The sequence below is a fragment of the Halomonas sp. AOP22-C1-8 genome (assembly GCF_052378905.1).
Classification (GTDB): domain Bacteria; phylum Pseudomonadota; class Gammaproteobacteria; order Pseudomonadales; family Halomonadaceae; genus Vreelandella; species Vreelandella citrativorans.
Genome location: NZ_JBQSYD010000005.1, coordinates 107,899 through 130,051 on the forward strand (window position 1 = coordinate 107,899; position 22,153 = coordinate 130,051).

At 54.8% G+C, this 22,153-nt stretch carries 22 protein-coding genes and 4 tRNA genes; 14 read left to right on the top strand and 12 right to left on the bottom strand.

Going from position 1 to position 22,153, the window contains the following annotated elements; all coding sequences use genetic code 11:
- Positions 1-67: 67 nt before the first annotated feature.
- The 3 genes from acnD to prpD are packed head-to-tail and all read left to right on the top strand — an operon-like array spanning position 68 to position 5,416.
- A complete protein-coding gene (gene acnD, locus ACT3TY_RS04485; RefSeq protein WP_441678773.1) occupies positions 68-2,677 on the top strand; it encodes a Fe/S-dependent 2-methylisocitrate dehydratase AcnD in 2,610 nt (869 codons plus the stop codon).
- A gap of 29 nt (positions 2,678-2,706) precedes the next feature.
- Entirely contained in the window at positions 2,707-3,903 is a 1,197-nt protein-coding gene (prpF, locus tag ACT3TY_RS04490; RefSeq protein ID WP_172117081.1) for a 2-methylaconitate cis-trans isomerase PrpF, read from the top strand.
- 28 nt (positions 3,904-3,931) lie between these two features.
- Positions 3,932-5,416, top strand: coding sequence for a 2-methylcitrate dehydratase (prpD, locus tag ACT3TY_RS04495; protein ID WP_441678771.1), 1,485 nt, complete (start codon positions 3,932-3,934; stop codon positions 5,414-5,416).
- Between the two features lie 178 nt (positions 5,417-5,594).
- Here the strand turns inward: prpD and ACT3TY_RS04500 are convergent, their stop codons facing one another.
- The gene (locus ACT3TY_RS04500; RefSeq protein WP_172117079.1) at positions 5,595-5,879 is read right to left on the bottom strand and encodes a ComEA family DNA-binding protein; all 285 of its coding nucleotides are present in this window, start codon (positions 5,877-5,879) and stop codon (positions 5,595-5,597) included.
- Between the two features lie 230 nt (positions 5,880-6,109).
- On the opposite strand from ACT3TY_RS04500, the gene pyrF reads away from it, so the two are divergent.
- Positions 6,110-6,802 carry an orotidine-5'-phosphate decarboxylase gene (pyrF, locus tag ACT3TY_RS04505; protein ID WP_441678769.1) on the top strand — a complete coding sequence of 231 codons (693 nt, stop codon included), beginning with the start codon at positions 6,110-6,112 and terminating at the stop codon, positions 6,800-6,802.
- A 22-nt stretch (positions 6,803-6,824) separates the two neighbouring features.
- Here the strand turns inward: pyrF and lapB are convergent, their stop codons facing one another.
- The 3 genes from lapB to ACT3TY_RS04520 form a co-directional block, all read right to left on the bottom strand.
- Complete coding sequence (lapB, locus tag ACT3TY_RS04510; protein WP_444627469.1) at positions 6,825-8,024, bottom strand: lipopolysaccharide assembly protein LapB; 1,200 nt, start codon at positions 8,022-8,024, stop codon at positions 6,825-6,827.
- The gene (locus ACT3TY_RS04515) at positions 8,025-8,330 is read right to left on the bottom strand and encodes a lipopolysaccharide assembly protein LapA domain-containing protein (protein ID WP_087106669.1); all 306 of its coding nucleotides are present in this window, start codon (positions 8,328-8,330) and stop codon (positions 8,025-8,027) included.
- 112 nt (positions 8,331-8,442) lie between these two features.
- Positions 8,443-8,739 (bottom strand): integration host factor subunit beta, encoded by a 297-nt coding sequence (locus ACT3TY_RS04520; protein WP_087106667.1) that lies wholly within the window; start codon positions 8,737-8,739, stop codon positions 8,443-8,445.
- Positions 8,740-8,952: 213 nt separating this feature from the next.
- Here ACT3TY_RS04520 and ACT3TY_RS04525 point away from each other — a divergent pair, with 213 nt between their 5' ends.
- Together ACT3TY_RS04525 and ACT3TY_RS04530 are read left to right on the top strand one after the other, a co-directional pair.
- Positions 8,953-9,246 carry an FAD assembly factor SdhE gene (locus tag ACT3TY_RS04525; RefSeq protein ID WP_087106665.1) on the top strand — a complete coding sequence of 98 codons (294 nt, stop codon included), beginning with the start codon at positions 8,953-8,955 and terminating at the stop codon, positions 9,244-9,246.
- Positions 9,206-9,604, top strand: coding sequence for a hypothetical protein (locus ACT3TY_RS04530; RefSeq protein WP_226912177.1), 399 nt, complete (start codon positions 9,206-9,208; stop codon positions 9,602-9,604). Before ACT3TY_RS04525 ends, ACT3TY_RS04530 begins: the two co-directional genes overlap by 41 nt.
- Here the strand turns inward: ACT3TY_RS04530 and nadB are convergent.
- The 7 genes from nadB to uvrY form a co-directional block, all read right to left on the bottom strand.
- The gene (gene nadB, locus ACT3TY_RS04535; protein ID WP_444627470.1) at positions 9,581-11,179 is read right to left on the bottom strand and encodes an L-aspartate oxidase; all 1,599 of its coding nucleotides are present in this window, start codon (positions 11,177-11,179) and stop codon (positions 9,581-9,583) included. The genes ACT3TY_RS04530 and nadB overlap by 24 nt on opposite strands.
- 157 nt (positions 11,180-11,336) lie before the next feature.
- Positions 11,337-11,423, bottom strand: a tRNA-Leu gene (locus tag ACT3TY_RS04540).
- Positions 11,424-11,459: 36 nt separating this feature from the next.
- Positions 11,460-11,533: transfer RNA gene (locus tag ACT3TY_RS04545), tRNA-Cys, on the bottom strand.
- A gap of 85 nt (positions 11,534-11,618) precedes the next feature.
- Positions 11,619-11,693, bottom strand: a tRNA-Gly gene (locus ACT3TY_RS04550).
- An 83-nt stretch (positions 11,694-11,776) separates the two neighbouring features.
- The gene (gene pgsA / locus ACT3TY_RS04555) at positions 11,777-12,325 is read right to left on the bottom strand and encodes a CDP-diacylglycerol--glycerol-3-phosphate 3-phosphatidyltransferase (RefSeq protein WP_087106661.1); all 549 of its coding nucleotides are present in this window, start codon (positions 12,323-12,325) and stop codon (positions 11,777-11,779) included.
- Positions 12,326-12,422: 97 nt separating this feature from the next.
- Complete coding sequence (gene uvrC / locus ACT3TY_RS04560; protein WP_441678761.1) at positions 12,423-14,237, bottom strand: excinuclease ABC subunit UvrC; 1,815 nt, start codon at positions 14,235-14,237, stop codon at positions 12,423-12,425.
- A gap of 42 nt (positions 14,238-14,279) precedes the next feature.
- A complete protein-coding gene (gene uvrY, locus ACT3TY_RS04565; RefSeq protein ID WP_087106657.1) occupies positions 14,280-14,930 on the bottom strand; it encodes a UvrY/SirA/GacA family response regulator transcription factor in 651 nt (216 codons plus the stop codon).
- Positions 14,931-15,110: 180 nt separating this feature from the next.
- Here uvrY and ACT3TY_RS04570 point away from each other — a divergent pair.
- Positions 15,111-15,186, top strand: a tRNA-Ala gene (locus tag ACT3TY_RS04570).
- A 157-nt stretch (positions 15,187-15,343) separates the two neighbouring features.
- On the opposite strand, the gene argF is transcribed toward ACT3TY_RS04570, so the two are convergent.
- On the bottom strand, positions 15,344-16,264 hold the full coding sequence (argF, locus tag ACT3TY_RS04575; protein ID WP_193057110.1) for an ornithine carbamoyltransferase: 921 nt from the start codon (positions 16,262-16,264) through the stop codon (positions 15,344-15,346).
- 209 nt (positions 16,265-16,473) lie between these two features.
- On the opposite strand from argF, the gene grxD reads away from it, so the two are divergent.
- The 7 genes from grxD (at position 16,474) to ACT3TY_RS04610 (ending at position 22,152) form a co-directional block, all read left to right on the top strand.
- Positions 16,474-16,824 carry a Grx4 family monothiol glutaredoxin gene (gene grxD, locus ACT3TY_RS04580; protein ID WP_172117071.1) on the top strand — a complete coding sequence of 117 codons (351 nt, stop codon included), beginning with the start codon at positions 16,474-16,476 and terminating at the stop codon, positions 16,822-16,824.
- 140 nt (positions 16,825-16,964) lie between these two features.
- Complete coding sequence (gene dnaX / locus ACT3TY_RS04585; protein WP_444627471.1) at positions 16,965-19,064, top strand: DNA polymerase III subunit gamma/tau; 2,100 nt, start codon at positions 16,965-16,967, stop codon at positions 19,062-19,064.
- Positions 19,065-19,124: 60 nt separating this feature from the next.
- Positions 19,125-19,451 carry a YbaB/EbfC family nucleoid-associated protein gene (locus ACT3TY_RS04590; protein WP_172117069.1) on the top strand — a complete coding sequence of 109 codons (327 nt, stop codon included), beginning with the start codon at positions 19,125-19,127 and terminating at the stop codon, positions 19,449-19,451.
- A 3-nt stretch (positions 19,452-19,454) separates the two neighbouring features.
- Positions 19,455-20,060: a recombination mediator RecR gene (gene recR / locus ACT3TY_RS04595; RefSeq protein WP_172117068.1), complete on the top strand. Its 606-nt coding sequence runs from the start codon at positions 19,455-19,457 to the stop codon at positions 20,058-20,060.
- Between the two features lie 51 nt (positions 20,061-20,111).
- On the top strand, positions 20,112-21,245 hold the full coding sequence (rnd, locus tag ACT3TY_RS04600) for a ribonuclease D (RefSeq protein ID WP_172117067.1): 1,134 nt from the start codon (positions 20,112-20,114) through the stop codon (positions 21,243-21,245).
- Positions 21,242-21,544, top strand: a complete 303-nt coding sequence (locus tag ACT3TY_RS04605; protein ID WP_193057112.1) for a YcgL domain-containing protein — start codon at positions 21,242-21,244, stop codon at positions 21,542-21,544. Before rnd ends, ACT3TY_RS04605 begins: the two co-directional genes overlap by 4 nt.
- A gap of 8 nt (positions 21,545-21,552) precedes the next feature.
- Positions 21,553-22,152, top strand: coding sequence for an ACP phosphodiesterase (locus tag ACT3TY_RS04610; protein WP_441678753.1), 600 nt, complete (start codon positions 21,553-21,555; stop codon positions 22,150-22,152).
- The last annotated feature ends 1 nt before the right edge of the window (position 22,153 follow it).

The following is a 22,153-nucleotide window of genomic DNA, read 5'->3' on the forward strand; positions in this document are numbered from 1 at the left end:
CAGCGTGCGGCCCGGCAGCTTGCTTGCCGGGCGTTTTTTTAGCTCCCTTTTCATGAGTTTGCTTGCTATGAATAGCCAATATCGTCAACCACTGCCAGGCACCAGCCTTGATTACTTTAATGCGCGCCAAGCCGTTGAGGATATTCAGCCAGGAGCCTACGCCACGCTCCCTTACACATCACGCGTGCTGGCAGAGCAATTGGTACGCCGCTGTGATCCTGAGCTTCTCACCGATGCCCTTAAGCAGCTTATTGAACGCCGACGCGACCTGGACTTCCCTTGGTATCCTGCGCGGGTGGTATGCCACGATATTCTAGGCCAGACGGCGCTGGTTGATTTGGCCGGGCTGCGCGATGCCATCGCTGAGAAGGGCGGTGACCCGGCCAAGGTCAATCCCGTTGTCCCCACCCAACTGATTGTTGACCACTCGTTGGCGGTAGAGCACCCGGGTTTTGAAGAGGGGGCTTTTGAGAAAAATCGCGCCATTGAAGACCGGCGCAACGATGACCGCTTCCACTTTATCAACTGGACCAAAACGGCTTTTGAAAACGTTGATGTTATCCCGCCTGGCAACGGCATCATGCACCAGATCAATCTGGAGAAAATGTCGCCGGTAGTGCAGAACCGGGACGGCATTGCTTATCCTGATACCTGCGTGGGCACCGATAGCCATACCCCCATGGTGGACGCGCTCGGGGTTATTTCAGTCGGCGTGGGTGGCCTGGAGGCTGAAAGCGTCATGCTTGGGCGCGCTTCCATGATGCGCTTGCCCGATATCGTCGGGGTAGAGCTGACCGGTAAGCTGCAGCCAGGAATCACGGGCACCGATATGGTGTTGGCGATCACCGAGTTTCTGCGTAAAGAGCGCGTGGTCGGTGCCTATCTGGAATTTTATGGCGAAGGCGCCGATGCGCTGACGGTCGGTGATCGCGCCACGATTTCGAACATGACGCCCGAGTACGGTGCGACGGCGGCGATGTTCTATATCGATAGCCAAACCATCGATTACTTGAAGCTCACCGGTCGTGAAGATGAGCAGGTGGCGCTGGTAGAGACCTATGCCAAGCACACCGGCCTTTGGGCGGACAGCCTGACGCAGGTTGAGTACGAGCGGGTGCTGAGCTTTGATCTTTCATCGGTCGCGCGGACGCTGGCAGGGCCTTCCAACCCACATGCGCACCTGCCGACTTCCGAGCTGGCTCAGCGCGGTATTGCGGTAGGGCTCGATGCAGCACGCGAAGAAGAGAAAGCGGGCAAAATGCCTGATGGCGCCGTTATTATCGCCGCCATTACCAGCTGCACCAATACGTCCAACCCGCGCAATATGGTGGCGGCTGGGTTAATTGCGCGCAACGCCAACCGGCTCGGCTTGTTGCGTAAACCCTGGGTAAAGTCATCCTTGGCGCCTGGTTCAAAAACGGTCAAGATGTACCTGGAAGAAGCCGGCTTGATGAATGAGCTGGAGGATCTGGGGTTTGGCGTGGTGGCTTATGCGTGCACCACCTGTAACGGCATGTCGGGTGCGCTTGACCCTGTTATTCAGCAGGAAATTATCGACCGGGACCTTTACGCCACGGCAGTGCTTTCCGGTAACCGCAACTTTGATGGGCGGATTCACCCCTACGCCCAGCAGGCCTTTTTGGCCTCGCCGCCATTAGTGGTTGCTTACGCCATTGCAGGCACTATTCGCTTTGATATTGAAAAAGACGTGCTGGGGATCGACCAGGCGGGGAATCCCGTTACCTTGAAGGATATCTGGCCAGCCGATGAAGAGATCGACGCTATTGTGAAATCCTCGGTGAAGCCCGAGCAGTTCCGCCAGACCTATATCCCCATGTTCGATATTGATAAAAGCGCGCGTGCCCAGGTTAACCCGCTATACGACTGGCGCCCCCAGAGTACCTACATTCGTCGCCCACCTTACTGGGAGGGCAATATGGCGAAAGAGCGTACCTTGAAAGGCATGCGCCCGCTGGCAATCTTGCCGGACAATATCACCACCGATCACCTATCGCCTTCCAACGCCATTCAGCTTAACAGCGCGGCGGGTGAGTATTTGGCGAAAATGGGCCTGCCGGAGGAGGACTTCAACTCCTATGCGACTCATCGCGGCGATCACCTCACCGCCCAGCGCGCTACCTTTGCCAATCCCAAGCTGTTTAACGAAATGGTCCGCGATGAAGAAGGCAATGTCGTTCAGGGATCGCTGGCGCGGGTCGAACCTGAAGGGGAAGTGACCCGCATGTGGGAAGCTATCGAAACCTACATGGCGCGTAAGCAGCCGCTGATCATTATTGCTGGCGCCGATTATGGCCAAGGCTCATCAAGAGACTGGGCTGCCAAAGGTGTGGCGCTCGCGGGTGTGGAAGCCATTGCTGCTGAAGGGTTTGAGCGTATTCATCGCACAAACCTGATTGGTATGGGCGTAATGCCGCTAGAGTTTGAGCCGGGAACCACGCGCACGACATTAGGCCTGGATGGCACCGAAACCTTTGATGTTGAGGGGGCTGTTTCGCCGGGCGCGATGCTTACGCTGGTGATCCATCGTCAAAACGGGGGCAGCGAGCGCGTAGCGGTCAAATGCCGCCTGGATACCGCCGAGGAAGTATCAATTTACGCCGCCGGTGGTGTGCTGCAGCGCTTTGCTCAGGACTTCCTCGAGTCAACGGCTGCGTAAGTGCCGGGTTATTTTTCGGAGTGAACAAGATGACTGATGTCGCCAACGCCCGCCATGTGCCGCAAATAAAAATCCCCGCCACCTATATGCGTGGCGGTACCAGCAAAGGCGTGTTTTTTAAATTAAGCGATTTACCCCAGGCTGCTCAGGTGCCGGGCGAGGCGCGTGACAAGCTGCTGCTGCGTGTGATTGGAAGCCCCGACCCGTACGAAAAACAGATTGACGGTATGGGCGGCGCGACCTCAAGCACCAGTAAAACGGTCATTCTTTCCAAAAGCCACTCGGCTGATCACGATGTGGATTATGTGTTTGGCCAAGTATCCATCGATAAGCCCTACGTGGATTGGAGCGGCAACTGCGGCAATCTTTCGGCGGCGGTAGGCCCATTTGCCGTAGCGAACGGGCTGGTTGATCCGGCACGTCTGCCTGAAAACGGTGTGGTCGAGGTGAGAATCTGGCAGGTCAATATCCAGAAAACTATCGTATCGCAGGTGCCCATCGTGAATGGGGAGGTTCAGGAGACCGGCGATTTCGAGTTGGATGGCGTGACCTTTCCCGCCGCCGAAATTCCCGTGGCTTTTATGGACCCGGCTGACGGCGAGGGGGCGATTTTTCCCACCGGCAACCTGGTGGATGACCTGAATGTGCCAGGTGTGGGTATTCTGAAAGCTACCCTTATCAATGCAGGTATCCCCACGGTGTTTATTAATGCCGCTGATATTGGTTACCGCGGTACCGAGCTGCAAAACGCCATCAATGGCGACGGTAAAGCATTAAGTATGTTTGAGACTATCCGTGCCCATGGCGCTGTACGTATGGGGTTGATAGGGGATGTCAGTGAGGCTGCGAGCCGCCAACATACGCCCAAGGTAGCGTTTGTTGGGCCGCCAACTGATTATGTTTCCTCGAGCGGTCAGACCGTTAACGCTGGTGATATCGATCTGGTGGTGCGGGCGCTGTCCATGGGTAAATTGCATCACGCCATGATGGGCACTGCCGCCGTGGCAATTGCTGCTGCCGCTGCGATAGACGGTACGCTGGTTAATTTGGCGGCCGGAGGCGGAAAGCGTCAGTCCGTTACGTTTGGCCACCCGTCGGGCAGTTTGCGCGTTGGCGCAGAGGCCAATCTGGTTGACGGGCACTGGCAGATTGATCAGGCCATTATGAGCCGCAGCGCGCGCGTGCTAATGGAAGGTGCGGTACGCGTACCGGGCGACAGCTTTTAACTCACTGCATTGATTGGGAGGCGACTCCATGAATGTCACAGCGGAGATAAACGAGCGGCCAGAATACGATGATGAGCTACAGCTAATCGCTGATTATGTGCTGAGCTTTGATACTCCCTCGCCGGCGGCACTGTCTACGGCTCGTTACTGCTTAATGGATACGTTGGGCTGTGGGCTTCTGGCGCTGCGTTTTCCAGAGTGCACCAAGCATCTTGGCCCGCTGGTAGAAGGTACCCAGGTGCCATTTGGGGCGCGTGTGCCGGGCACTTCGCTACGCCTTGACCCGGTAAAAGCGGCCTGGGATATCGGCGCAACTATCCGCTGGCTGGATTATAACGATACCTGGCTTGCCGCCGAGTGGGGGCATCCTTCTGACAACCTGGGTGGCATCCTGGCGGTTGCCGATCACCTGTCGCAAAAGCGGGTTGCCCAGGGGGATGCGCCTCTGACGATGCGTGATGTGTTGAACGCCATGATCATGGCGCATGAAATTCAGGGAGTGCTGGCCCTGGAAAACAGCTTCAACAGGGTGGGGCTGGATCATGTACTGTTGGTGAAAGTGGCTTCGACGGCGGTGGTTGCCAAGCTAATGGGCGCTACGCGCGAGCAGTTGCTGGCCGCGCTTTCCCATGCGTGGGTAGACGGCCAGAGCCTGCGCACCTACCGACATGCACCCAACGCCGGGTCGCGCAAAAGCTGGGCGGCTGGCGATGCCACTTCCCGAGGCGTTCGCTTGGCGGATATGGCGTTGCGCGGTGAGATGGGTATTCCCAGCGCGCTCAGCGCACCGCAATGGGGGTTTTACGATGTGTCCTTTAGCCATAGTAATAAAGACCTGAGCCTTAAACCTGAAGTAGAGCGGCGCCTGCGTTTTCAGCGTGAGTTTGGGTGCTATGTGATGGAAAACATTCTATTCAAAATTGCTTTCCCGGCGGAGTTCCATGCCCAAACCGCCTGCGAAGCGGCCGTACTTCTGCACGCTCAGGTAAAAGAGCGCTTGGCTGATATTGAGCGCATTGTGATTACCACACATGATTCAGCGATTCGGATAATTTCCAAAACCGGAGCGTTGGCTAACCCCGCTGACCGCGATCACTGCCTGCAATACATGACGGCCGTGCCGCTTATCTTTGGCTCGCTTACCGCCGAGCACTATGAAGACAGCTTTCATGCGGCTCATCCGCTAATTGATGTACTGCGCGACAAAATGGTGGTCGAGGAGAATAGCGACTATTCAGCGGATTACCACGACCCGCAGAAACGCTCTATAACGAATGCGGTACAGGTCTTTTTCCGTGATGGTAGTGCAACAGACAAAGTTGCAGTGGAGTATCCGATAGGCCATCAGCGACGTCGAGAAGAGGGAATGCCGCTATTGGTCGATAAGTTTGAGCGCCATCTCGCCACCCGTTTCCCTGCATTTCGCTGCGAAAAGATTAGCCAGCTCTGCGGCAATCAAGCGACGCTTGAAGCAATGCCGGTGGATCAATTCATGTCACTTTGGATGATTTAAAAGTTTGCCTAGTCACGAGGTCACGGGCAGTAATGCGGAAGAGAGAGGAGTCGTTAGGTGAGCTTTTCAATGTTGGGTATGTGATAAACACTTGCCCGGCAAACAGCTGCTGTGCTGCCGCCGGGCAATAGTAATCCTGCTATGTTGCAGGGCTTACTGCAGGGCTTACTTCAGGGCTTTAGTCTTCGAGTACGATTTGGTCGCGCATGCGATCTACGGTTGCTGCGCCGATGCCGCTGACGCGCGTTAAATCATCAATACTTGCAAATTCTCCCTTGGTATCACGCTCTTCGATAATGGCGGTAGCGCGGCTTGGTCCAATGCCGGGAAGCTCGCTCAACAGCTCGGCGTTGGCGGTATTAACATTGATAGGCGCGACGGCTTGAGCCAGTGCGCTACTGGATAATCCCAGACTTAAACTAAGTAACAGGGCGGCAAACAAGCTTTTTAATGTCATGTTCATTACGCGTATTGTTCCTTTTGTCGATAAAGAAAAGTAGCACAACCGGGCACTGTACTAACGAACACTGCATTAGTGGGTGCCTCAATTAACTTAACGCGTTTGCTACCTGATTGTTGTCAGTGATGTAGGACACTATTTGTAGGAGTTTCGCTTGTACGGGTTAGTAAATTGCTTACAAACGGTTTGTGTTGGGCTGATATAATGCTTAAAAATGCGTATGGAGTAGTGTTGTGTCTGAATCCCCGTTGATTATCGCGCTTGATTACCCGTCACTTGACGCCGCCTTGTGCATGGCGGACCAGCTAGACCCCGCCCGGTGTCGTTTAAAAGTAGGTAAAGAGCTTTATACCCGCAGCGGCCCGGCTATCCTTGAAGCGCTGCATGGGCGCGGGTTCGACGTGTTCCTTGACCTCAAGTTTCATGATATTCCCAATACGGTGGCGGGGGCTGTTCAGGCCGCAGCAGAGCAAGGCGTCTGGATGGTGAATGTGCACGCCAGCGGTGGCCGCAAGATGATGGAGGCAGCCGCCGAGCGTTTGGTTAGCCAAGGTTTAGACACGCACCTTATCGCTGTGACCGTATTAACCAGCCTCCAGGAAAGCGACCTGTGTGAAGTGGGGTTAAACGTTTCGCCCGCCGAACAGGTGGAGCGCTTGGCGCAGTTGACCCAACAAAGCGGCCTGCACGGCGTTGTATGTTCAGCCCAAGAGGCGTCACATTTAAAGGCCGTGTGTGGTGAGTCGTTTTTAAAAGTAACGCCCGGTATTCGGCCGAGTTTTGCCGCCGTTAACGATCAGCAGCGTATTATGACGCCGAGCGAAGCGATGCAGGCAGGGAGTACACATTTGGTGATAGGGCGGCCTGTTACTCAGGCGTCTGACCCCATGGCGGCGCTGGCGGCTATCGAAGCAGAGCTTCAGTAGCACGATATGTGTGCGGGTTTGTTTACTCGCCCTCTACGCCGGTAATCGGCTTGGTAGTGCCCCAGCGGCGGCAGCTGGGGCATTGCCAGGCAAGGGCATCACTCGTAAAACCACAGCGCCTGCATTGATGGCGTGGACGATCTTTTAAAAGCGCATCCGTGTGGTATTTCAGCAGTGATAAGCGAGTGTCCGGCGCCGCTCTTCCACTTAGCTTCTGGCTTTCGACATACAGATCCAGCAGATAGTCCAACCCGCCAAGGCTCGGCGCATCACGTAGCCAGTTTCCGGTTAACTCAATGGCGGTATCCACGCCATCCCGCTGGTGAATAAGCTCGCCAAGCATCACGATAACGCTGGTGTAAGGTGCCTGGCCCAGTAGACGGTATAAGTGCTTCTCCAGACCTGCTATATCGTCGTTACGCGCATAGGCCCGCTGAAGGGTTGGCAGCATGGTTGGGATATGCGCGGCATCCTGCTCAGGAATATGGTCAAGACGTTCTATCGCGCGGCCATAGTGGCCGTTATCCATCTCAAGATCCGCCAACAGTAGTGTGGCGCGAATGCAACGTTCATCCAGCAGTAAGGCTTTTTTTAGATGCTTTTTCGCGAGCGCACGGCTGGACTGTTGGATCTCTTCTATGGCCAGCTCGCATAGCCAGTGTGACGCTGGGCGTCGCATACCTGGGTGCTGCTTTAGCAGGGGTTGGATTACCTCTAAAGCGGTTTGCCACTCCTTTTCGCGCTCCAGAAGATCCACCAGTAGCTGCTTGGCAGCATAGCGGCGATCATCGTCGGTGGATTGCTCAAGCAGCGAGTGCAGCAGTCTCTGGGCACGGTCATGAACACCTAGCGCTATAAAATCGCGCGCAAGCTCAAGCTGGATGCGCTCGTTGGTGCCATGCGATAGGGCCGGGCGTGCAAGCAGGTTTTGGTGAATACTGACGGCTTTGTCTGCCTCGCCACGCGTGCGAAAGAGTTTACCCAGCGCGATATGGGTATCTACCGTATCGCTATTAACATCAAGTGCACTGATAAACGTGTTAATGGCTTCATCGGGTTGCTCATTCAGCAGGTAATTTAACCCAACGAAATATTCGCGCGACAGTTGAGAAGGCGGCGCTGTTGGCGCTTGCCGGTGGCGCCGGGCGGCGTATCGAATACCTAGCCCGAAGCCTATGGCAATCGCTACCAATAGTAGCCCTAGCAGCATGACATCATGCATTTACGCTAGTTCCTTAAACTCCTGGGTGCGTAAACGATCAAGCTCTTTGCGCTGCTGTTTGTTATGGCGCTCGCTGCGTGCAAGACGTGCTTTCAATCGTACGTATACCCCCATCATTGCGAGCATGCCGAGTATGACGCCAAACGTTAATGTCGCCAGCAGCCATACCGAGAGTGTGATGGGGGGGAGTTCAACCCAGATCAGATTCAAGGCAATGGTTTGCTGATTGTTGACGGCAAACAAGATGCCTACCAGTAAAACAACCAGCAAAATAATGGCGAGAATCAGCCCTTTAATCCAACGCATGAGAGTTTCCTAGTCAGTGACGTTCGCAGTATGACCCTATTGTGTATGAGTCTTGGCGCGACGTCATCCCACAGTCACAGATTATCAAAGTATGGCGGCTTCGGGCTCTGTGTTAGTAACCCAGCGCACGGCTGGCATCTACCTGTTCGCGCAGCTCTTTGCCGGGCTTAAAGTGCGGTACATATTTACCGTCCAGCTCGACCGGGTCGCCCGTTTTGGGGTTGCGGCCAGTACGCGGCTCACGGAAATGCAGTGAGAAACTGCCAAAGCCACGTATTTCTACACGACCGCCGCTGGAAAGAGCGTCCGTCATATCATCCAGTATAATACGTACCGCCGTCTCGACGTCTTTGGCGGATAGCTCCGGTTGACGCATCGCGATTTGTTCGATTAGTTCAGATTTTGTCATCGGTTGGCTCCCTGTAAACGGTGAAGGCTGCCGTTAATAATAGCGGCTGACCTTGATAACCTCGAATTCAGCATACTGTGCAAATTGATATTAAACAATTCAGATAAAACAAGGTACTAGACTGAATAACAGCATAGGCGAAGCTTGGCGCTGGCGCGACCCTTTAGCTTAGGTATACTGACGCTTCATTTTTACCAATGAAAGAGGCTGACCTTGAACGACGATACATCCCCAGCAGCCGTGCTACGTAAGCGACTCTACTGGCATTCGCGTCGCGGTATGTGGGAGCTTGATCTGTTGCTGATCCCGTTTTTAGAAAAACGCTTTGACACACTGAGCGAAGAGGAGCAGTTGACTTATCAGCGCCTAATTGAAGAAGAAGACCAAGACTTGTTTGTTTGGCTCATGCACCGTGAATGGCCTGAAGACCCAGCGTTAAAGCATATGGTGAAAATGATCGTTGAGCATGCAGAAAACACCGATAATTCTGCCTATCGTACCCTCTAAAACGGCAGGCCTGCTTCACTCGGGTTTGGCGATGGGGCTCTGTTCGTTGAGCTACTGGGTATTGGGGCTTTGGGTAGGCAGCGGCATTACCTTTGTCATCAGCCTTTTGCTATGGCGTACTCTCCATAGGCAAGTCCATGGCGTGCTTTATCTAAGCAAGCGTGATACGGCTATTTATGGCCGTTGGCGAAAGCCCTATGGAGAGCTGAGCGATGAAGTGGTGGTTCGCTGTGATTACCTGGGGCCTTGGTTGGTGGGCTTGTGGGTGGGGCCACAGCGGCTCTGGCTGTGGCCCGATAGTTTCTCTCGTCATCATCACCGTTTGTTGCGCCGCTTATACCACCGTGCCGGGCATTAAATCCGCCAGCGTTAAACAAGAAACCGCAGGGGCGGGAAGGTGAGATGGCCAATCCATAGAGTAATGTAACCCGCGTGATTCATGCCGTTTCGATGCAGCGATAACGGTTAGTTGAGCCAGCCTGATTGCTTGACGTAACTGCATGTACTCAGGTTGAAACTGGCCGGCTCCTAAGCGTTCCAAACGCTTATCCAATAACGCCAACTGCTCATGGGCGGCAGCTAATCCTGAGTTGCTGCGTACAATCGACACCTGTTGGCTCATCGTGGTTCGTAGCTCGTGGCGCCATTGAGCCAGTAGGTCCTGCTCTTCAACGCTTAATAACCGGGCGGACGGTGGTAGGGGCGTAATGGGCGGCGTGTGCCATTCGTTGAGATGTTGTTCTCGAAGTGCGCTTGCACAGCTACGCGCATACACCAGGCACTCCAATAGTGAGTTGCTGGCCATGCGGTTGGCACCATGTAGGCCGGTACAGGCAGCTTCACCGACTGCATAAAGCCCCGGTATGCCTGTCGCGCCCTGATGATCGGTGGCAATGCCCCCGCAGCTATAATGGGCGGCGGGGACGACAGGGATGGGTTGTTGGGTGATATCAACCCCGCGCGAGGCGCAGTGTGCCAAAATGGTTGGGAAGTGGTGGTGAATAGCTTTTTCACCAAGGTGGCGGATATCCAGCCATACGTGCCCTTGGGTGCCTTGCTGAATTTGAGCATCGATGGCTCGCGCAACAACGTCCCTGGGAGCAAGTTCTGCGCGAGGATCAATGGCTGGCATAAACCGCTCACCGGCTTCATTGAGCAAGTAACCACCTTCGCCACGTACCGCTTCGCTAATTAAAAACGCGGGGCCGTCAGGATCATACAGGCTGGTCGGGTGAAACTGCTGGAACTCCAGGTTCATTAATCGCGCGCCAAGCTCCGCAGCCATCATCATGCCTTCGCCGCTACCGGGGGTAGGGGTTGTGGTATGGCGATAAAGGCCGCTAGCGCCACCGGTGGCTAGCGTGGTGTAAGTCGCGGTGAGTGTTTGCCGTTGTCGCTCTGTATCGACGCCATAGGCACCTGTGCAGTGCCCGTGGCAGTTTTGGAGTAACCCTAAAATAGTGATATCGCGGCGCAGGGTAATATTGGCATGCGCGGCGACTTTGTCTTGCAGGGTGTCTACCACAGCGCGCCCCGTGGCGTCGTCGGCATGAATAATACGCCGGGCGTTATGGCCGCCTTCACGGGTCAGGTGATACGGATAGCAAGCGTCAGGGGCGGGGTCCGGGGTAAAGTGTACCCCTTGATCAATTAACCATTGGATGGCCGCCGGGCCGTGGGTAACGGTAAAACGTACAGCCTGCTCATCACATAACCCGTCACCAGCGACAAGTGTGTCACGAATATGCGCTCCTAGGTTGTCTTCGGGGGAGAGCACCGCTGCAATGCCACCCTGGGCCCATCGACTGGCGCCTTTATCATTGTGGGCTGGATTTACCAGTGTCACCGACAGGTGGTCGGCAATGTCCAGGGCGAGGGTTAACCCGGCGACGCCGCCGCCAATAATTAATACATCCGTTGTTGGCGTGCTCATGCGGCCCGCTCCTTGTTTTTGCTATCTGGCGCTATGGCGCATAAAAGGTAAGTGCATCGCGTAGTCATTAGCCGTTGACGATGTATAGACGCAAAAAAATCCGCGTCGATCAAAATGATCTCGCAGATAATAAAGTCATAGGGGGAGATAAAAACAATGGTGCCCGGAGCCGGACTTGAACCGGCACGGAGTTACCTCCGAGAGATTTTAAGTCTCTTGCGTCTACCAATTTCGCCATCCGGGCAGTGCAATTGGTGTATCGTTGCACTTAACACAAAAGTGGAGGCTGGAGTCGGAATCGAACCGGCGTACACGGAGTTGCAGTCCGCTGCATAACCACTCTGCCATCCAGCCTAAAGAGTCGATGGAGTGGGAAGATAGATTCGACCGGGCTGGCGTTCCAGCTCTCGACCTAACCTGCTTGCCGCACAATCCAAGTTGGAGCGGGAAAAGAGATTCGAACTCTCGACCCTCGCCTTGGCAAGGCGATGCTCTACCACTGAGCTATTCCCGCTCGACTCGAGGGCGAATTATACGCATCGTTGAGCGGTTGTCAATCATCAATGATGCAAACATCCCCTTCGAGGAATCAACTGCTTACATGGAGCGGCTAAGGTGCGGCCAGGCAGCCTTTAAATATTGGATCATGGACCAAAGCGTTAAGGCCGCAGCGACGTACAGCACTACCACACCCAGTAGGGCGATCTCGTGTGTGGGCGGCAGCGCCAAAAGGATCAGCAGGGCCACCATCTGGAGCGTGGTTTTAAGCTTGCCTATCCAGGAAACCGCGACCAAACCCCGCTTGCCCATTTCTGCCATCCATTCGCGCAGGGCCGATATGACGATTTCACGGCCAATAATGACAAGCGCAGGCAAGGTCAGAATGAGTGTGTCGTAGCGCTCAATCAGCAGCGCGAGTGCCACAACGACCATTAGTTTGTCGGCCACTGGGTCTAAGAAAGCGCCAAAGGGTGTTGACTGATTCCAGCGGCGGGCCAAATAGCCATCTAGCCAATCGGTCATCGAGGCTAGCGCAAAAAGGCCAGCCGCCAGCGGCATGCTCCAATTAAAAGGCAAGTAGAACAGCACAACGAGCAAGGGAATAAAGGCAACTCTTGCCAGTGTAAGTACGTTGGGTATATTCATCGCGACTGGCGATCCTTACCGGAGAGTCATTAAATTCGAAATGTAGTAAAGGCTATTCTATCCGCCTTAGCGACTAGCATCTATGCCCAATGGTGGTTTATCCATTCAGGGCCAAATAAATACTCTCTGCAAGTGCGGCGCTAATGCCAGGGACTCTTGCCAGCTCGGCGCGGCTCGCTTTCTGCACACCTTGCAATCCGCCAAAAAAACGTAACAACTCACGGCGCCGTTTAGGACCAATGCCGGGAATGTCTTGCAGAGTAGAAGTGCGCCTGGCCTTGTCGCGCTGGGCTCGGTGGCCTGCAATTGCAAAACGGTGCGATTCATCCCGGATATGCTGAATTAAGTGCAGAGCAGGGGACGCGGGATCCAAGGGAAGTGGGTTATCCGATGTTTCCAAAAAGAGTGTCTCAAGCCCGGCTTTGCGTGTGGTGCCTTTGGCAACGCCTAGCAAAATGATCGTGGTAATGCCGAGTTGGTTGAGCACCTCTCGGGCCATATTAAGCTGACCTTTGCCGCCATCGACAATCAAAATATCCGGGGCGATGGCTTCGCCGCTTTCTACGCGTTTCAGCCTTCGCGTCAGCGCTTGCTGCATGGCGGCGTAATCATCGCCCGCCGCCACGCCTTCTATGCGGAAATGGCGATAGTCGCTCTTGCGCGGTCCTTGATGGTCAAAGACCACGCAGGAGGCCACGGTGGCTTCACCCTGGCTATGGCTGATATCGAAACACTCAAGCCGTTCGGGCATGGATTCAAGGCCCAGTGCTTTCTGAAGCGCTGCAAAGCGTTGGGTGAGCTGCGTATGGTTCGCCAATTGAGACGCTAACTGCTGCTCAGCATTGGTCATCGCCAGTTGCTGCCACTGGGCGCGATGCCCGCGTACCTGGCTTGTCACACGAATACGCTTGCCCGCTTGCTGTGTGAGCGCCTCGGCAATCAGGTCGCTGTCATCCAGCGCATGGCTGGTAATGACTTCACTGGGCACGTTATGCGGCTGGCCAAAATAGTACTGGCTCACCACCTCGGTCAGTAGGGTTTCTGGGGAAAGGTCTAGACCGTTTTTGGGCGCATGGTGGCGGGCGCCGAGCATGCGCCCATCGCGAACGCTTAACACCGAAACGCCTAGCGCGCCTGGCCGTTGGGCGAGCGCGAAAATATCGGCATCGCCGTTCTGGTTATCGACAAACTGGCGCTGCTGTAGCTGGCGTAATTGCTGTATCTGGTCACGGAAGCGGGCAGCCTCCTCAAAATCCAGGTCTTGGCTGGCGGCTTCCATCGCCTCGGTCAGCGCTTGGGTTACGTGCTCACTTTTGCCTTCCAGACACATAACGGCGTGTTCAACGTCGCGGCGGTAATCCTCTTCTGCAATGTAGTCTACGCAAGGAGCGCTACAGCGCTGGATTTGATGCTGTAGGCACGGACGAGAGCGATGGGCAAAAACACTGTCTTCGCAGTTGCGAATGCGGAAGATTTTTTGCATGAGTGACAGGCTTTCGCGTACCGCGCCGCTGCTGGGATAGGGGCCCAAATAGCGGCCGTCGTCACGCCGTTGACGTGCGCGTTTATATTCAAGTCTGGGATAGTTGTGGCGGTCGGTGACGAAGATAAACGGGTAGGACTTATCATCCCGTAATAAAATATTGTAGGGTGGGCGAAGCTCCTTGATCAGGGTTTGCTCAAGGAGCAGTGCCTCGGTTTCGCTGCGGGTTACGGTGATTTGAATATCCGCAATCCGTGCCACCATCGCCTGCGTTTTAGTGTTCAGCTGGCCACGAAAATAGCTGGCAAGGCGGGCTTTTAAGCGTTTCGCTTTGCCTACATAGAGCGTATCGCTGTGTTCATCAAGCATACGGTAAACGCCGGGGGAGGTGCTTACCGAGCTTAAAAACTGTTTTGCATTAAATGTCATTGCACCGTATCGAACGCCGAGGAGTGGCTAAGGATGTTAGGTTTATCCCTGACTGGCGTCAAAGCCATCCACTAGCCCATGACGTAGTGCCAGGTGTGTCAGTTCGACATCGGTGGCCACCTGAAGTTTATCAAATAGCCGATAGCGGTATGTATTCACGGTTTTGGGACTCAAATGCAAGCGGTCAGAAATATCCTGAACGCGCTGACAGTTGACGATCATTAATGCAATTTGTAGCTCGCGATGGGAGAGATGGCTAAACGGGTTGTCTTCGTTAGTAAAGTGAGACAAGGCCAAGCGCTGGGCTATCTCTTGGCTGACGTAGCGACGACCATGAAATACCTGGCGGATCGCATCGGTCATTTCTGTTGCGCCGGCGCCCTTGCTTAAAAACCCTGATGCGCCAGCCTCCAACATGCGGCGTAGTACGCTGTCTTCCATGTGCGCCGTTAAGATCAGTACCTTGATATCTTCCATCGTACGATGGATGCGGCGCGTTGCTTCCAGCCCGCCTATCCCCGGCATGCGTATGTCCATCAGGACAATGTCCGGTTTTAAATGACGGCACTGGGTGACTGCGCTTTCGCCATCGTCGACCTCACCGACAATTTTGATATCGCTCTCTTCATTTAGCAGATGAGCAATACTGGTTCTTACCAGATGATGATCATCGGCGATTAGAACGTTGATCAAGGGGGCTGGCTCCTGCGTGGAAACATAGTGGGCTCAGAAGGTAGCCTCTGACGCTGACCCATAGAGTGCCACAGCTGACTATAAAGTAGAATTAGCAAATGCGTATTTGAATGGGTTCTTGACCTTGGTCCGGTTTCATAATAGCATGCGCCTCGCTTAGTCCGTAAGGGCGACGGCATTGGGGCCTTAGCTCAGCTGGGAGAGCGCAACACTGGCAGTGTTGAGGTCAGCGGTTCGATCCCGCTAGGCTCCACCAGAATTAATCGAAAAAGCCTCGCTATTCATAGCGAGGCTTTTTCGTATGTGTGTATCAATGGCTCTTGGGTGATAGTTGCCTAAAACTCGCCATCTGATGCAAAACATCAATATCAATAGCCACCAAACAGGGTTCTTTGGTGGCTATTGATGCGGGTTTATTCGCTAACCTGGCCAAGCAGTAAAAACTCGATTAACGCCTTTTGCGCGTGCAAGCGGTTTCCAGCTTCTTGCCACACCACTGCGCGGGGGTCATCAAGCAGCGTATGGCTGATCTCTTCGCCACGGTGTGCAGGCAGACAGTGTAAGAACAGTACATCGCTTTGCGCCTGATCCAGCATGGTTTCTGTGACCTGGAAGCCGGAAAAATCCGCTTCACGCTTGGCCTGCTCTTCCTCTTGACCCATGGACGCCCAAACATCGGTGGTCACCAGGTCTACGCCCTGAATGGCTGCCTGCGGGTCGTGCATTAGTGTGACATGATCCCCAGCGGCCTCCATGATGTCGGCGCGTGGTTCGTAGCCTTTCGGGCAGCAAATGCGAAGATGGAAATCAAACTGGCGCGCCGCGTTAATCCACGAGTGACACATGTTGTTGCCGTCGCCAATCCAGACGGCGGTGCGGCCCTTAACGCTTCCGCGTAGCTCGGTCCAGGTCATCACATCGGCCAGTAGCTGGCAGGGGTGATAGTCATCGCTTAACGCGTTAATGACGGGAACGCTGCTGGCGCTGGCATAGGTTTCAAGGCCCGCATGAGAGAAGGTGCGGATCATAACGGCATCGACCATCTCGGAAAGCACGCGAGCGGTGTCTTCGATTGGCTCGCCGCGCCCTAACTGAGTGTCGCGCGGAGATAAGAACAGCGCGTGCCCGCCAAATTGCGCCATGCCGGTTTCAAACGATACGCGTGTACGTGTCGACGATTTTTCAAAGATCATCGCCAGCGTTCGGTTCGCCAGCGGCGCATACTCCGGCCCGTTGGCTTTAAGATCTGTTTTAATTTTAATGGCACGCTGAATCAAATAACTCAGTTCATCAGGCGTCAAATCCAGCAGGGTAAGGAAATGGCGTGTCGCCATGGTTGCTTCTCTCCGCGTAAAAACACCATCCTAGCGAGGCGGCGGGGGATGCGCAACGCGAACGGCACGCGTAGAATGGCCTCCAAAGATTAAGGCCGAGTACCGTACTCAGGTATTAAGGCAGGCGTCAGGCGCCTGGGTGATCTACGGTTTATTTCGTGCGTATACTGACCTTCGTTGCGCTAGTTCTTTACTTAAGGAGTACTTTTATGAGCACAACAGCCGAAAATATTCAGCGTCAAATTAGCGAAAATCCCATTTTGCTTTACATGAAAGGCTCGCCTCAGCTGCCGCAGTGTGGCTTCTCAGCCCAGACGGTCCAGGCCTTGATGAACTGCGGTGAGCGCTTTGCGTTCGTTAATATTTTGGATAACCCGGATATCCGTGCTGAGCTGCCTAAAATCGCCAATTGGCCTACTTTCCCGCAGCTGTGGGTTGAAGGTGAGCTGGTCGGTGGCTGCGATATCGTCGTGGAAATGCATCAAAACGGCGAGCTCGAAAAGCTGGTTAAAGAAGCTGCCCAGCGGGCAGGTGCGGAAGACGGTGCAGATAACGCCTAACGATAACGCCCGAGTTCCCCGCTCGGGCGGTTGGCGGGCTGCGGCGTAGCCGCTAGAATGGCGTTTTATCACGCATTGTGGCACCTGCTGTTATTGAAAGATGCATCATCAGGACAGCCCGCCGAAGGAAGTATTGCTCAATGAGCTATCAGGTTCTGGCCCGCAAGTGGCGACCACGTACATTCCACGAACTCGTGGGTCAGGCCCATGTTCAGCGCGCCTTGGTCAATGCGCTTGACCAGGGGCGTCTTCACCACGCCTATTTATTTACCGGCACCCGCGGTGTCGGTAAAACCACACTTGCCCGCATATTGGCCAAATGCTTGAACTGCACAGCTAACGGGCGCGGCGATGAGGGCATTACCTCAACACCGTGTGGTCAGTGCGATAGCTGCGTAGCCATTGATGAAGGGCGTTTTGTCGACTTGATCGAAGTCGATGCGGCGTCGCGCACCAAGGTAGAAGATACCCGCGAATTACTGGATAACGTGCAGTACGCGCCCACCCAAGGGCGTTACAAGGTGTACCTGATTGATGAGGTGCACATGCTTTCAACCAGCAGTTTTAACGCGCTATTGAAAACGCTGGAAGAGCCGCCTCCTCACGTTAAGTTTCTGCTTGCCACTACTGATCCGCAAAAGCTGCCTGCAACGGTGCTGTCGCGCTGCCTTCAGTTCACGCTTAAACACATGCCGCCTGAGCGAGTTGTTGAGCATCTCACCTATGTACTGGGTGAAGAGGGCGTGGCCTTCGATGAAAGCGCGCTATGGCTATTAGGCAAAGCAGCTGAAGGCTCAATGCGTGATGCCATGAGCCTGACCGACCAGGCGATTGCCTTTGGGCAGGGCGCCGTCCGTCATGCCGATGTAGCGGCGATGCTGGGAACCCTGGATCACCGGCATATTTTAGCGCTGGTAAGCGCGCTGGCGGATGTAGATGTGCAGCAACTGCTGGCTGAAGTAGCACAGTTGGCAGAACAGGGCCCTGATTTTGCTGCCGTGCTAGACGAGCTGTCGGCTATTTTGCACCGTCTCGCCGTTGCCCAAATGGTGCCGGACGCCGTGAATAACAGTCATGGTGATCGAGAGGCTATTTTACAGCTCGCCAGCCGCTTTACCGCTGAAGATATTCAGCTCTACTACCAGATAGGGCTTCAAGGCCGAGGCGATATGGCACACGCGCCTGACTTGCGCAGTGCGCTGGAAATGACGCTACTGCGCATGCTGGCGTTCCGGCCGCAGGGCGTGCCCAAGCCGCCCCGCACGCCGCTACCGCTGCGTGCTGAGCCAACAGGGTCGGAGGGCAGTCAAAGCATGGGGCAGGGCGCAGCGCCAGCCAGTACGGCGCCTCAGCCACCTGCTTCAGCCTCGGCCAGCAATTATGTTCAACCAGCGCCCGAAACGTCTGCCGCGTCTGCGGTTAGCTCTTTACCCGCTGCTCCCGTACCAGGGACTGGGGATCAGCCAAAGGCAGACACAGACTATATAGACACGCCGCAAGCAGAGCTCGAAAAAAAACATGCCCAGCAGCCAGCGTCTGATACACGTGTTGAAGGGGAAGCACCTGGCGATAGTCCTGCTATGCAAATGGATTCAACGGGCTTTAAGGTAGGCGGTAACGAGGTGCCTTCTGCGGATAGCCCAATGCCGCCGCCATGGTCGCTTGATGACGTAGAGCAAGCCGAAGCACATGAAAGCGGCCAAGCGGAAGTGCCTTCGCCAAGTGTTCGCAAAGCACCCGCTTCAGAGGCTGTGTTGGCTTCAGCGCCGGTATCAACCTCTGAGTCAGAAGCCGTGCCAGCCCCTGGGCAGACAGCGCCCATCGCTGACGTCGGCAATGAAGTGCTGGACCATGCAAAATGGCTGCTATGCTTTGATTCTTTAGGCTTGGGCGGCTTAACGCGCAGTTTGGCGGCGAACTGTCTGCTGGAGAGCGACGATGGCAATACGTTGACGCTGCGCCTGGATCCAAGTCAGGCGGCCATGCAGGCAGAGATTCATAAAACGCGCATCGAGCGCGCATTAAGTGAACAAGGGGTGCCGCGCCGGGTCGAATTCGTGGTGGCCGAGCTGTCGACACAGAGTGAGACACCGCGTCAGCGTGAAGAGCGGTTGAATCAAGAGCAGCATGCGCAGGCTGTTGATCTCTTGAACCACGATCCCAATATACAGAAGTTACAGCAGGCGTTTGGTGCGACGCTGATAGAATCAACCGTCAAGCCCGCGGCCGCCAAGCGTTAGCATTGCACCGGATACTCGTTTTTTAACAACCCCGTCTTTAATTAGCCAGGAGAGCACACCATGTTGAAAGGTGGAATGGGCAACTTGATGAAGCAAGCCCAAGAGATGCAGGAAAAAATGCAGCGCATTCAGGAAGAAGCCGCTCAGTCAGAAGTATACGGTGAAGCCGGCGCAGGCATGGTTAAAGTCACCATGAACGGACGCCATGACGTGAGTCAGGTCAGCATCGATCCAAGCGTAATGGAAGAAGATAAAGAGCTGCTTGAAGATCTTTTAGCCGCCGCGGTGAATGATGCTGTACGTAAAGTTGAAACAAACTCTAAAGCTCGGATGGAAGAAGCAACGGCTGGATTGAACCTGCCGCCTGGTTTCAAGATGCCGTTCTAAGTAATGCGATTTTCTCCTCTTATTGAACAACTGATGGATGCGTTTCGTGTGTTGCCAGGGGTTGGGCCGAAGACGGCCCAGCGTATGGCAATGCATTTGCTTGAGCGTGAGCGGGCAGGCGGTCAGCGTCTTGCTTCGGTCATTCAAAAAGCGATTGACGAGGTCGGCTACTGTCAGCGCTGTCGCACGCTGACCGAAGCTGATATTTGCGCGATATGCGAAACGCCTCGCCGCGACGATGCCTTATTGTGTGTGGTTGAGTCACCCGCTGATCAGCTGGCGATTGAGGAAGCGGGTGGCTTTCAGGGCCGCTATTTTGTGCTTCATGGGCACTTGTCGCCTTTGGATGGTATCGGTCCTGACGCGATTGGGCTTGAGCAGTTGGAAACGCGTGTAGCAGAAGGCCATATCGAAGAAATTGTACTGGCGACCAACCCAACCGTCGAAGGTGAAGCAACCGCGCACTATATCGCCGCTCAATTGGCCCACTACGGCGTGAAGTTTTCACGTTTAGCTTATGGTGTGCCTATGGGTGGTGAGCTTGAGTATGTCGATGGCGGTACCTTAAGCCGTGCGTTTAATGGCCGACAGCCCTTTACCAGCGATTAACCCATCAACATTGCAAGCGCAATCGCGGTTGTAGCAACCTGGAAGTATGCTTTGTCTTCTCTAGCCTCCCCCGTATACCAGTGGATTGACAGCCCCGAGGCGCTTGACGCGGCCTGCGCACAAGTGGCCAACGCCCCTGTCATCGCGCTGGATACAGAGTTTTTCCGTGAAAACACGTTTTTCCCCGTCCCTGCATTAATTCAATTTGCTGCCGGGGACGTTGCGTACTTGGTTGACCCGCTGGCCACGTCCTGCACGCCTGCCTTTCGGCAGTTACTGCAAAATAGCGCCATTAAACTGCTGCATGCGTGTAGTGAAGATTTAGAAGTTTTTCAGCATTGGGCCGGGGTGTTACCAACGCCATTGGTGGATACGCAGGTTGCTCAAGGGTTTCTCGGTGAAGTGCCCTCGATGGGGTATCAAAAGCTGGTGGAGTTTTGGATAGGCGAAACGCTGCCCAAAGAGGAGACGCGCTCCAACTGGCTAGAGCGGCCTTTGACGCCCTCTCAGTGTGACTATGCGGCGTTGGATGTTATTTACCTGCTTCAAGTATGGGCGCATCAGGCTGAACGACTGGAAGGGTTAGGCCGCGGCCAATGGCTGCATGAAGAGTGTGCCAGTTTGATCGAACAGGCCGGGCGCAGCGTTGAAGCGGATGGCCAGTGGTACGCCCGTCACCGTCAGCTATGGCGGCTTGATCCGCGCCAATTAGAGGCTTATCGGCTGATGACCATTTGGCGGGAAGGCGAAACACGGCGGCGTAATTTGCCGCGCAATTGGCTTATTAGTGACAAGTTGCTGTTTGCAGCTGCTGACGCCATGCCGAAAAATCGCTATGAGTTGGCCGAGGTGGAAGGCTTTAAGCCAGCGTTGGTCAAAAAAGAGGGCGACACGCTATTGGCAATGGTTAAAAAGGCCCAGCACTGCGACGAAAATGAGCTGTTGGCGCGCTGGCCGGACCCGATGCAGCCCGCCTTTAAACAACGTTTCAAAGCCCTAAAATCCGTTATTAACACGAAAGCGGCCGGGCTTGGCATGGCGTCTGAAGTGTTGATGCGCCGCCGTGATATTGAGGCGTTGGTCATGCAGGACATGGCAAGCCAGCCGTTAACTCTGCCACAAGGATGGCGGGGCGAATGTTTGGCCGATGAGCTTGAGCAGGCATTAAAGGAGTTGTCTAAATGAGTGACAAGCTGCTTTGTGAGATTTTTAAAAGCTCGCGAAAAGATGAAATGTATTTATACGTTGATAAGCGCAAAGGGCTCACGCCCGTTCCTGAGGCGCTGCTCGCAACGTTTGGAAAGCCCGTCGCGGTATTCACCATGATTCTCACCGCCGATAAAAAACTGGCCCGAGTAAATGTGGATGACGTTATAGCCGCTATTGATGAGCAGGGCTTTTATCTGCAGATGCCGCCTGCAAAAGAGGATTACTTGCTTGATGTACATCGCGCGCAATTAAACGCGCGCGATGCGGCGCAGTAGCCGCTACCGTGAATTTCCTGGCCCATGCCTGGCTTGCCTGTGAAGGGAGTGATGATTTTCTTTACGGCAACCTGATTGCCGATGGTGTTAAAGGTAGCCATCTGGGTGATTGGCCAGCGGATGTCGCGAGCGGCATACAGCATCACCGTAAAGTGGATGCCTGGGTCGACCAGCATCCAAGCGTGCTAAATGCGAAACATCGGGCGCCTGCAGATAAGCGACGCTACGCTGGTATTGCGCTGGATATTGTGTGGGATCATTTTTTAGCGCGAGATAAGGCCGGCTTGCTTGAGCAGCAGCAAATGGTAGAGCGCTGTTATCGCCTGTTGTCAGCGAGACCGGCGCCCAATCGGCTGGAGGCGATGATGCCCTTTATGATCAAGCACGATTGGCTAAGAAATTACGCCGATTTTGATTTTACCTGCAAGGCAGTTGCGGGTCTTGGTCAGCGCTTGTCAGGACCAAATCGGCTTGCTGAACTCATCCCTTGGCTGCAAAGCGACTATCGTTTACTGGAAGCGGATTATCATTCGCTATGGCCAGCGTTAAGCGCCACGTTAAGCAGCGATGGGGCTGTAAATTACGCGTATAACCCGCAAGAGGAGTAAG

Bases quoted from the DNA above. Each gene is read 5' to 3' on its own strand.
- acnD (WP_441678773.1), top strand. From the start codon at position 68: ATGAATAGCCAATATCGTCAACCACTGCCAGGCACCAGCCTTGATTAC.
- prpF (WP_172117081.1), top strand. From the start codon at position 2,707: ATGACTGATGTCGCCAACGCCCGCCATGTGCCGCAAATAAAAATCCCC.
- prpD (WP_441678771.1), top strand. From the start codon at position 3,932: ATGAATGTCACAGCGGAGATAAACGAGCGGCCAGAATACGATGATGAG.
- ACT3TY_RS04500 (WP_172117079.1), bottom strand. From the start codon at position 5,879: ATGAACATGACATTAAAAAGCTTGTTTGCCGCCCTGTTACTTAGTTTA.
- lapB (WP_444627469.1), bottom strand. From the start codon at position 8,024: ATGCATGATGTCATGCTGCTAGGGCTACTATTGGTAGCGATTGCCATA.
- ACT3TY_RS04515 (WP_087106669.1), bottom strand. From the start codon at position 8,330: ATGCGTTGGATTAAAGGGCTGATTCTCGCCATTATTTTGCTGGTTGTT.
- ACT3TY_RS04520 (WP_087106667.1), bottom strand. From the start codon at position 8,739: ATGACAAAATCTGAACTAATCGAACAAATCGCGATGCGTCAACCGGAG.
- ACT3TY_RS04530 (WP_226912177.1), top strand. From the start codon at position 9,206: ATGCAGAAAACACCGATAATTCTGCCTATCGTACCCTCTAAAACGGCA.
- nadB (WP_444627470.1), bottom strand. From the start codon at position 11,179: ATGAGCACGCCAACAACGGATGTATTAATTATTGGCGGCGGCGTCGCC.
- pgsA (WP_087106661.1), bottom strand. From the start codon at position 12,325: ATGAATATACCCAACGTACTTACACTGGCAAGAGTTGCCTTTATTCCC.
- uvrC (WP_441678761.1), bottom strand. From the start codon at position 14,237: ATGACATTTAATGCAAAACAGTTTTTAAGCTCGGTAAGCACCTCCCCC.
- argF (WP_193057110.1), bottom strand. From the start codon at position 16,264: ATGGCGACACGCCATTTCCTTACCCTGCTGGATTTGACGCCTGATGAA.
- grxD (WP_172117071.1), top strand. From the start codon at position 16,474: ATGAGCACAACAGCCGAAAATATTCAGCGTCAAATTAGCGAAAATCCC.
- dnaX (WP_444627471.1), top strand. From the start codon at position 16,965: ATGAGCTATCAGGTTCTGGCCCGCAAGTGGCGACCACGTACATTCCAC.
- ACT3TY_RS04590 (WP_172117069.1), top strand. From the start codon at position 19,125: ATGTTGAAAGGTGGAATGGGCAACTTGATGAAGCAAGCCCAAGAGATG.
- recR (WP_172117068.1), top strand. From the start codon at position 19,455: ATGCGATTTTCTCCTCTTATTGAACAACTGATGGATGCGTTTCGTGTG.
- ACT3TY_RS04605 (WP_193057112.1), top strand. From the start codon at position 21,242: ATGAGTGACAAGCTGCTTTGTGAGATTTTTAAAAGCTCGCGAAAAGAT.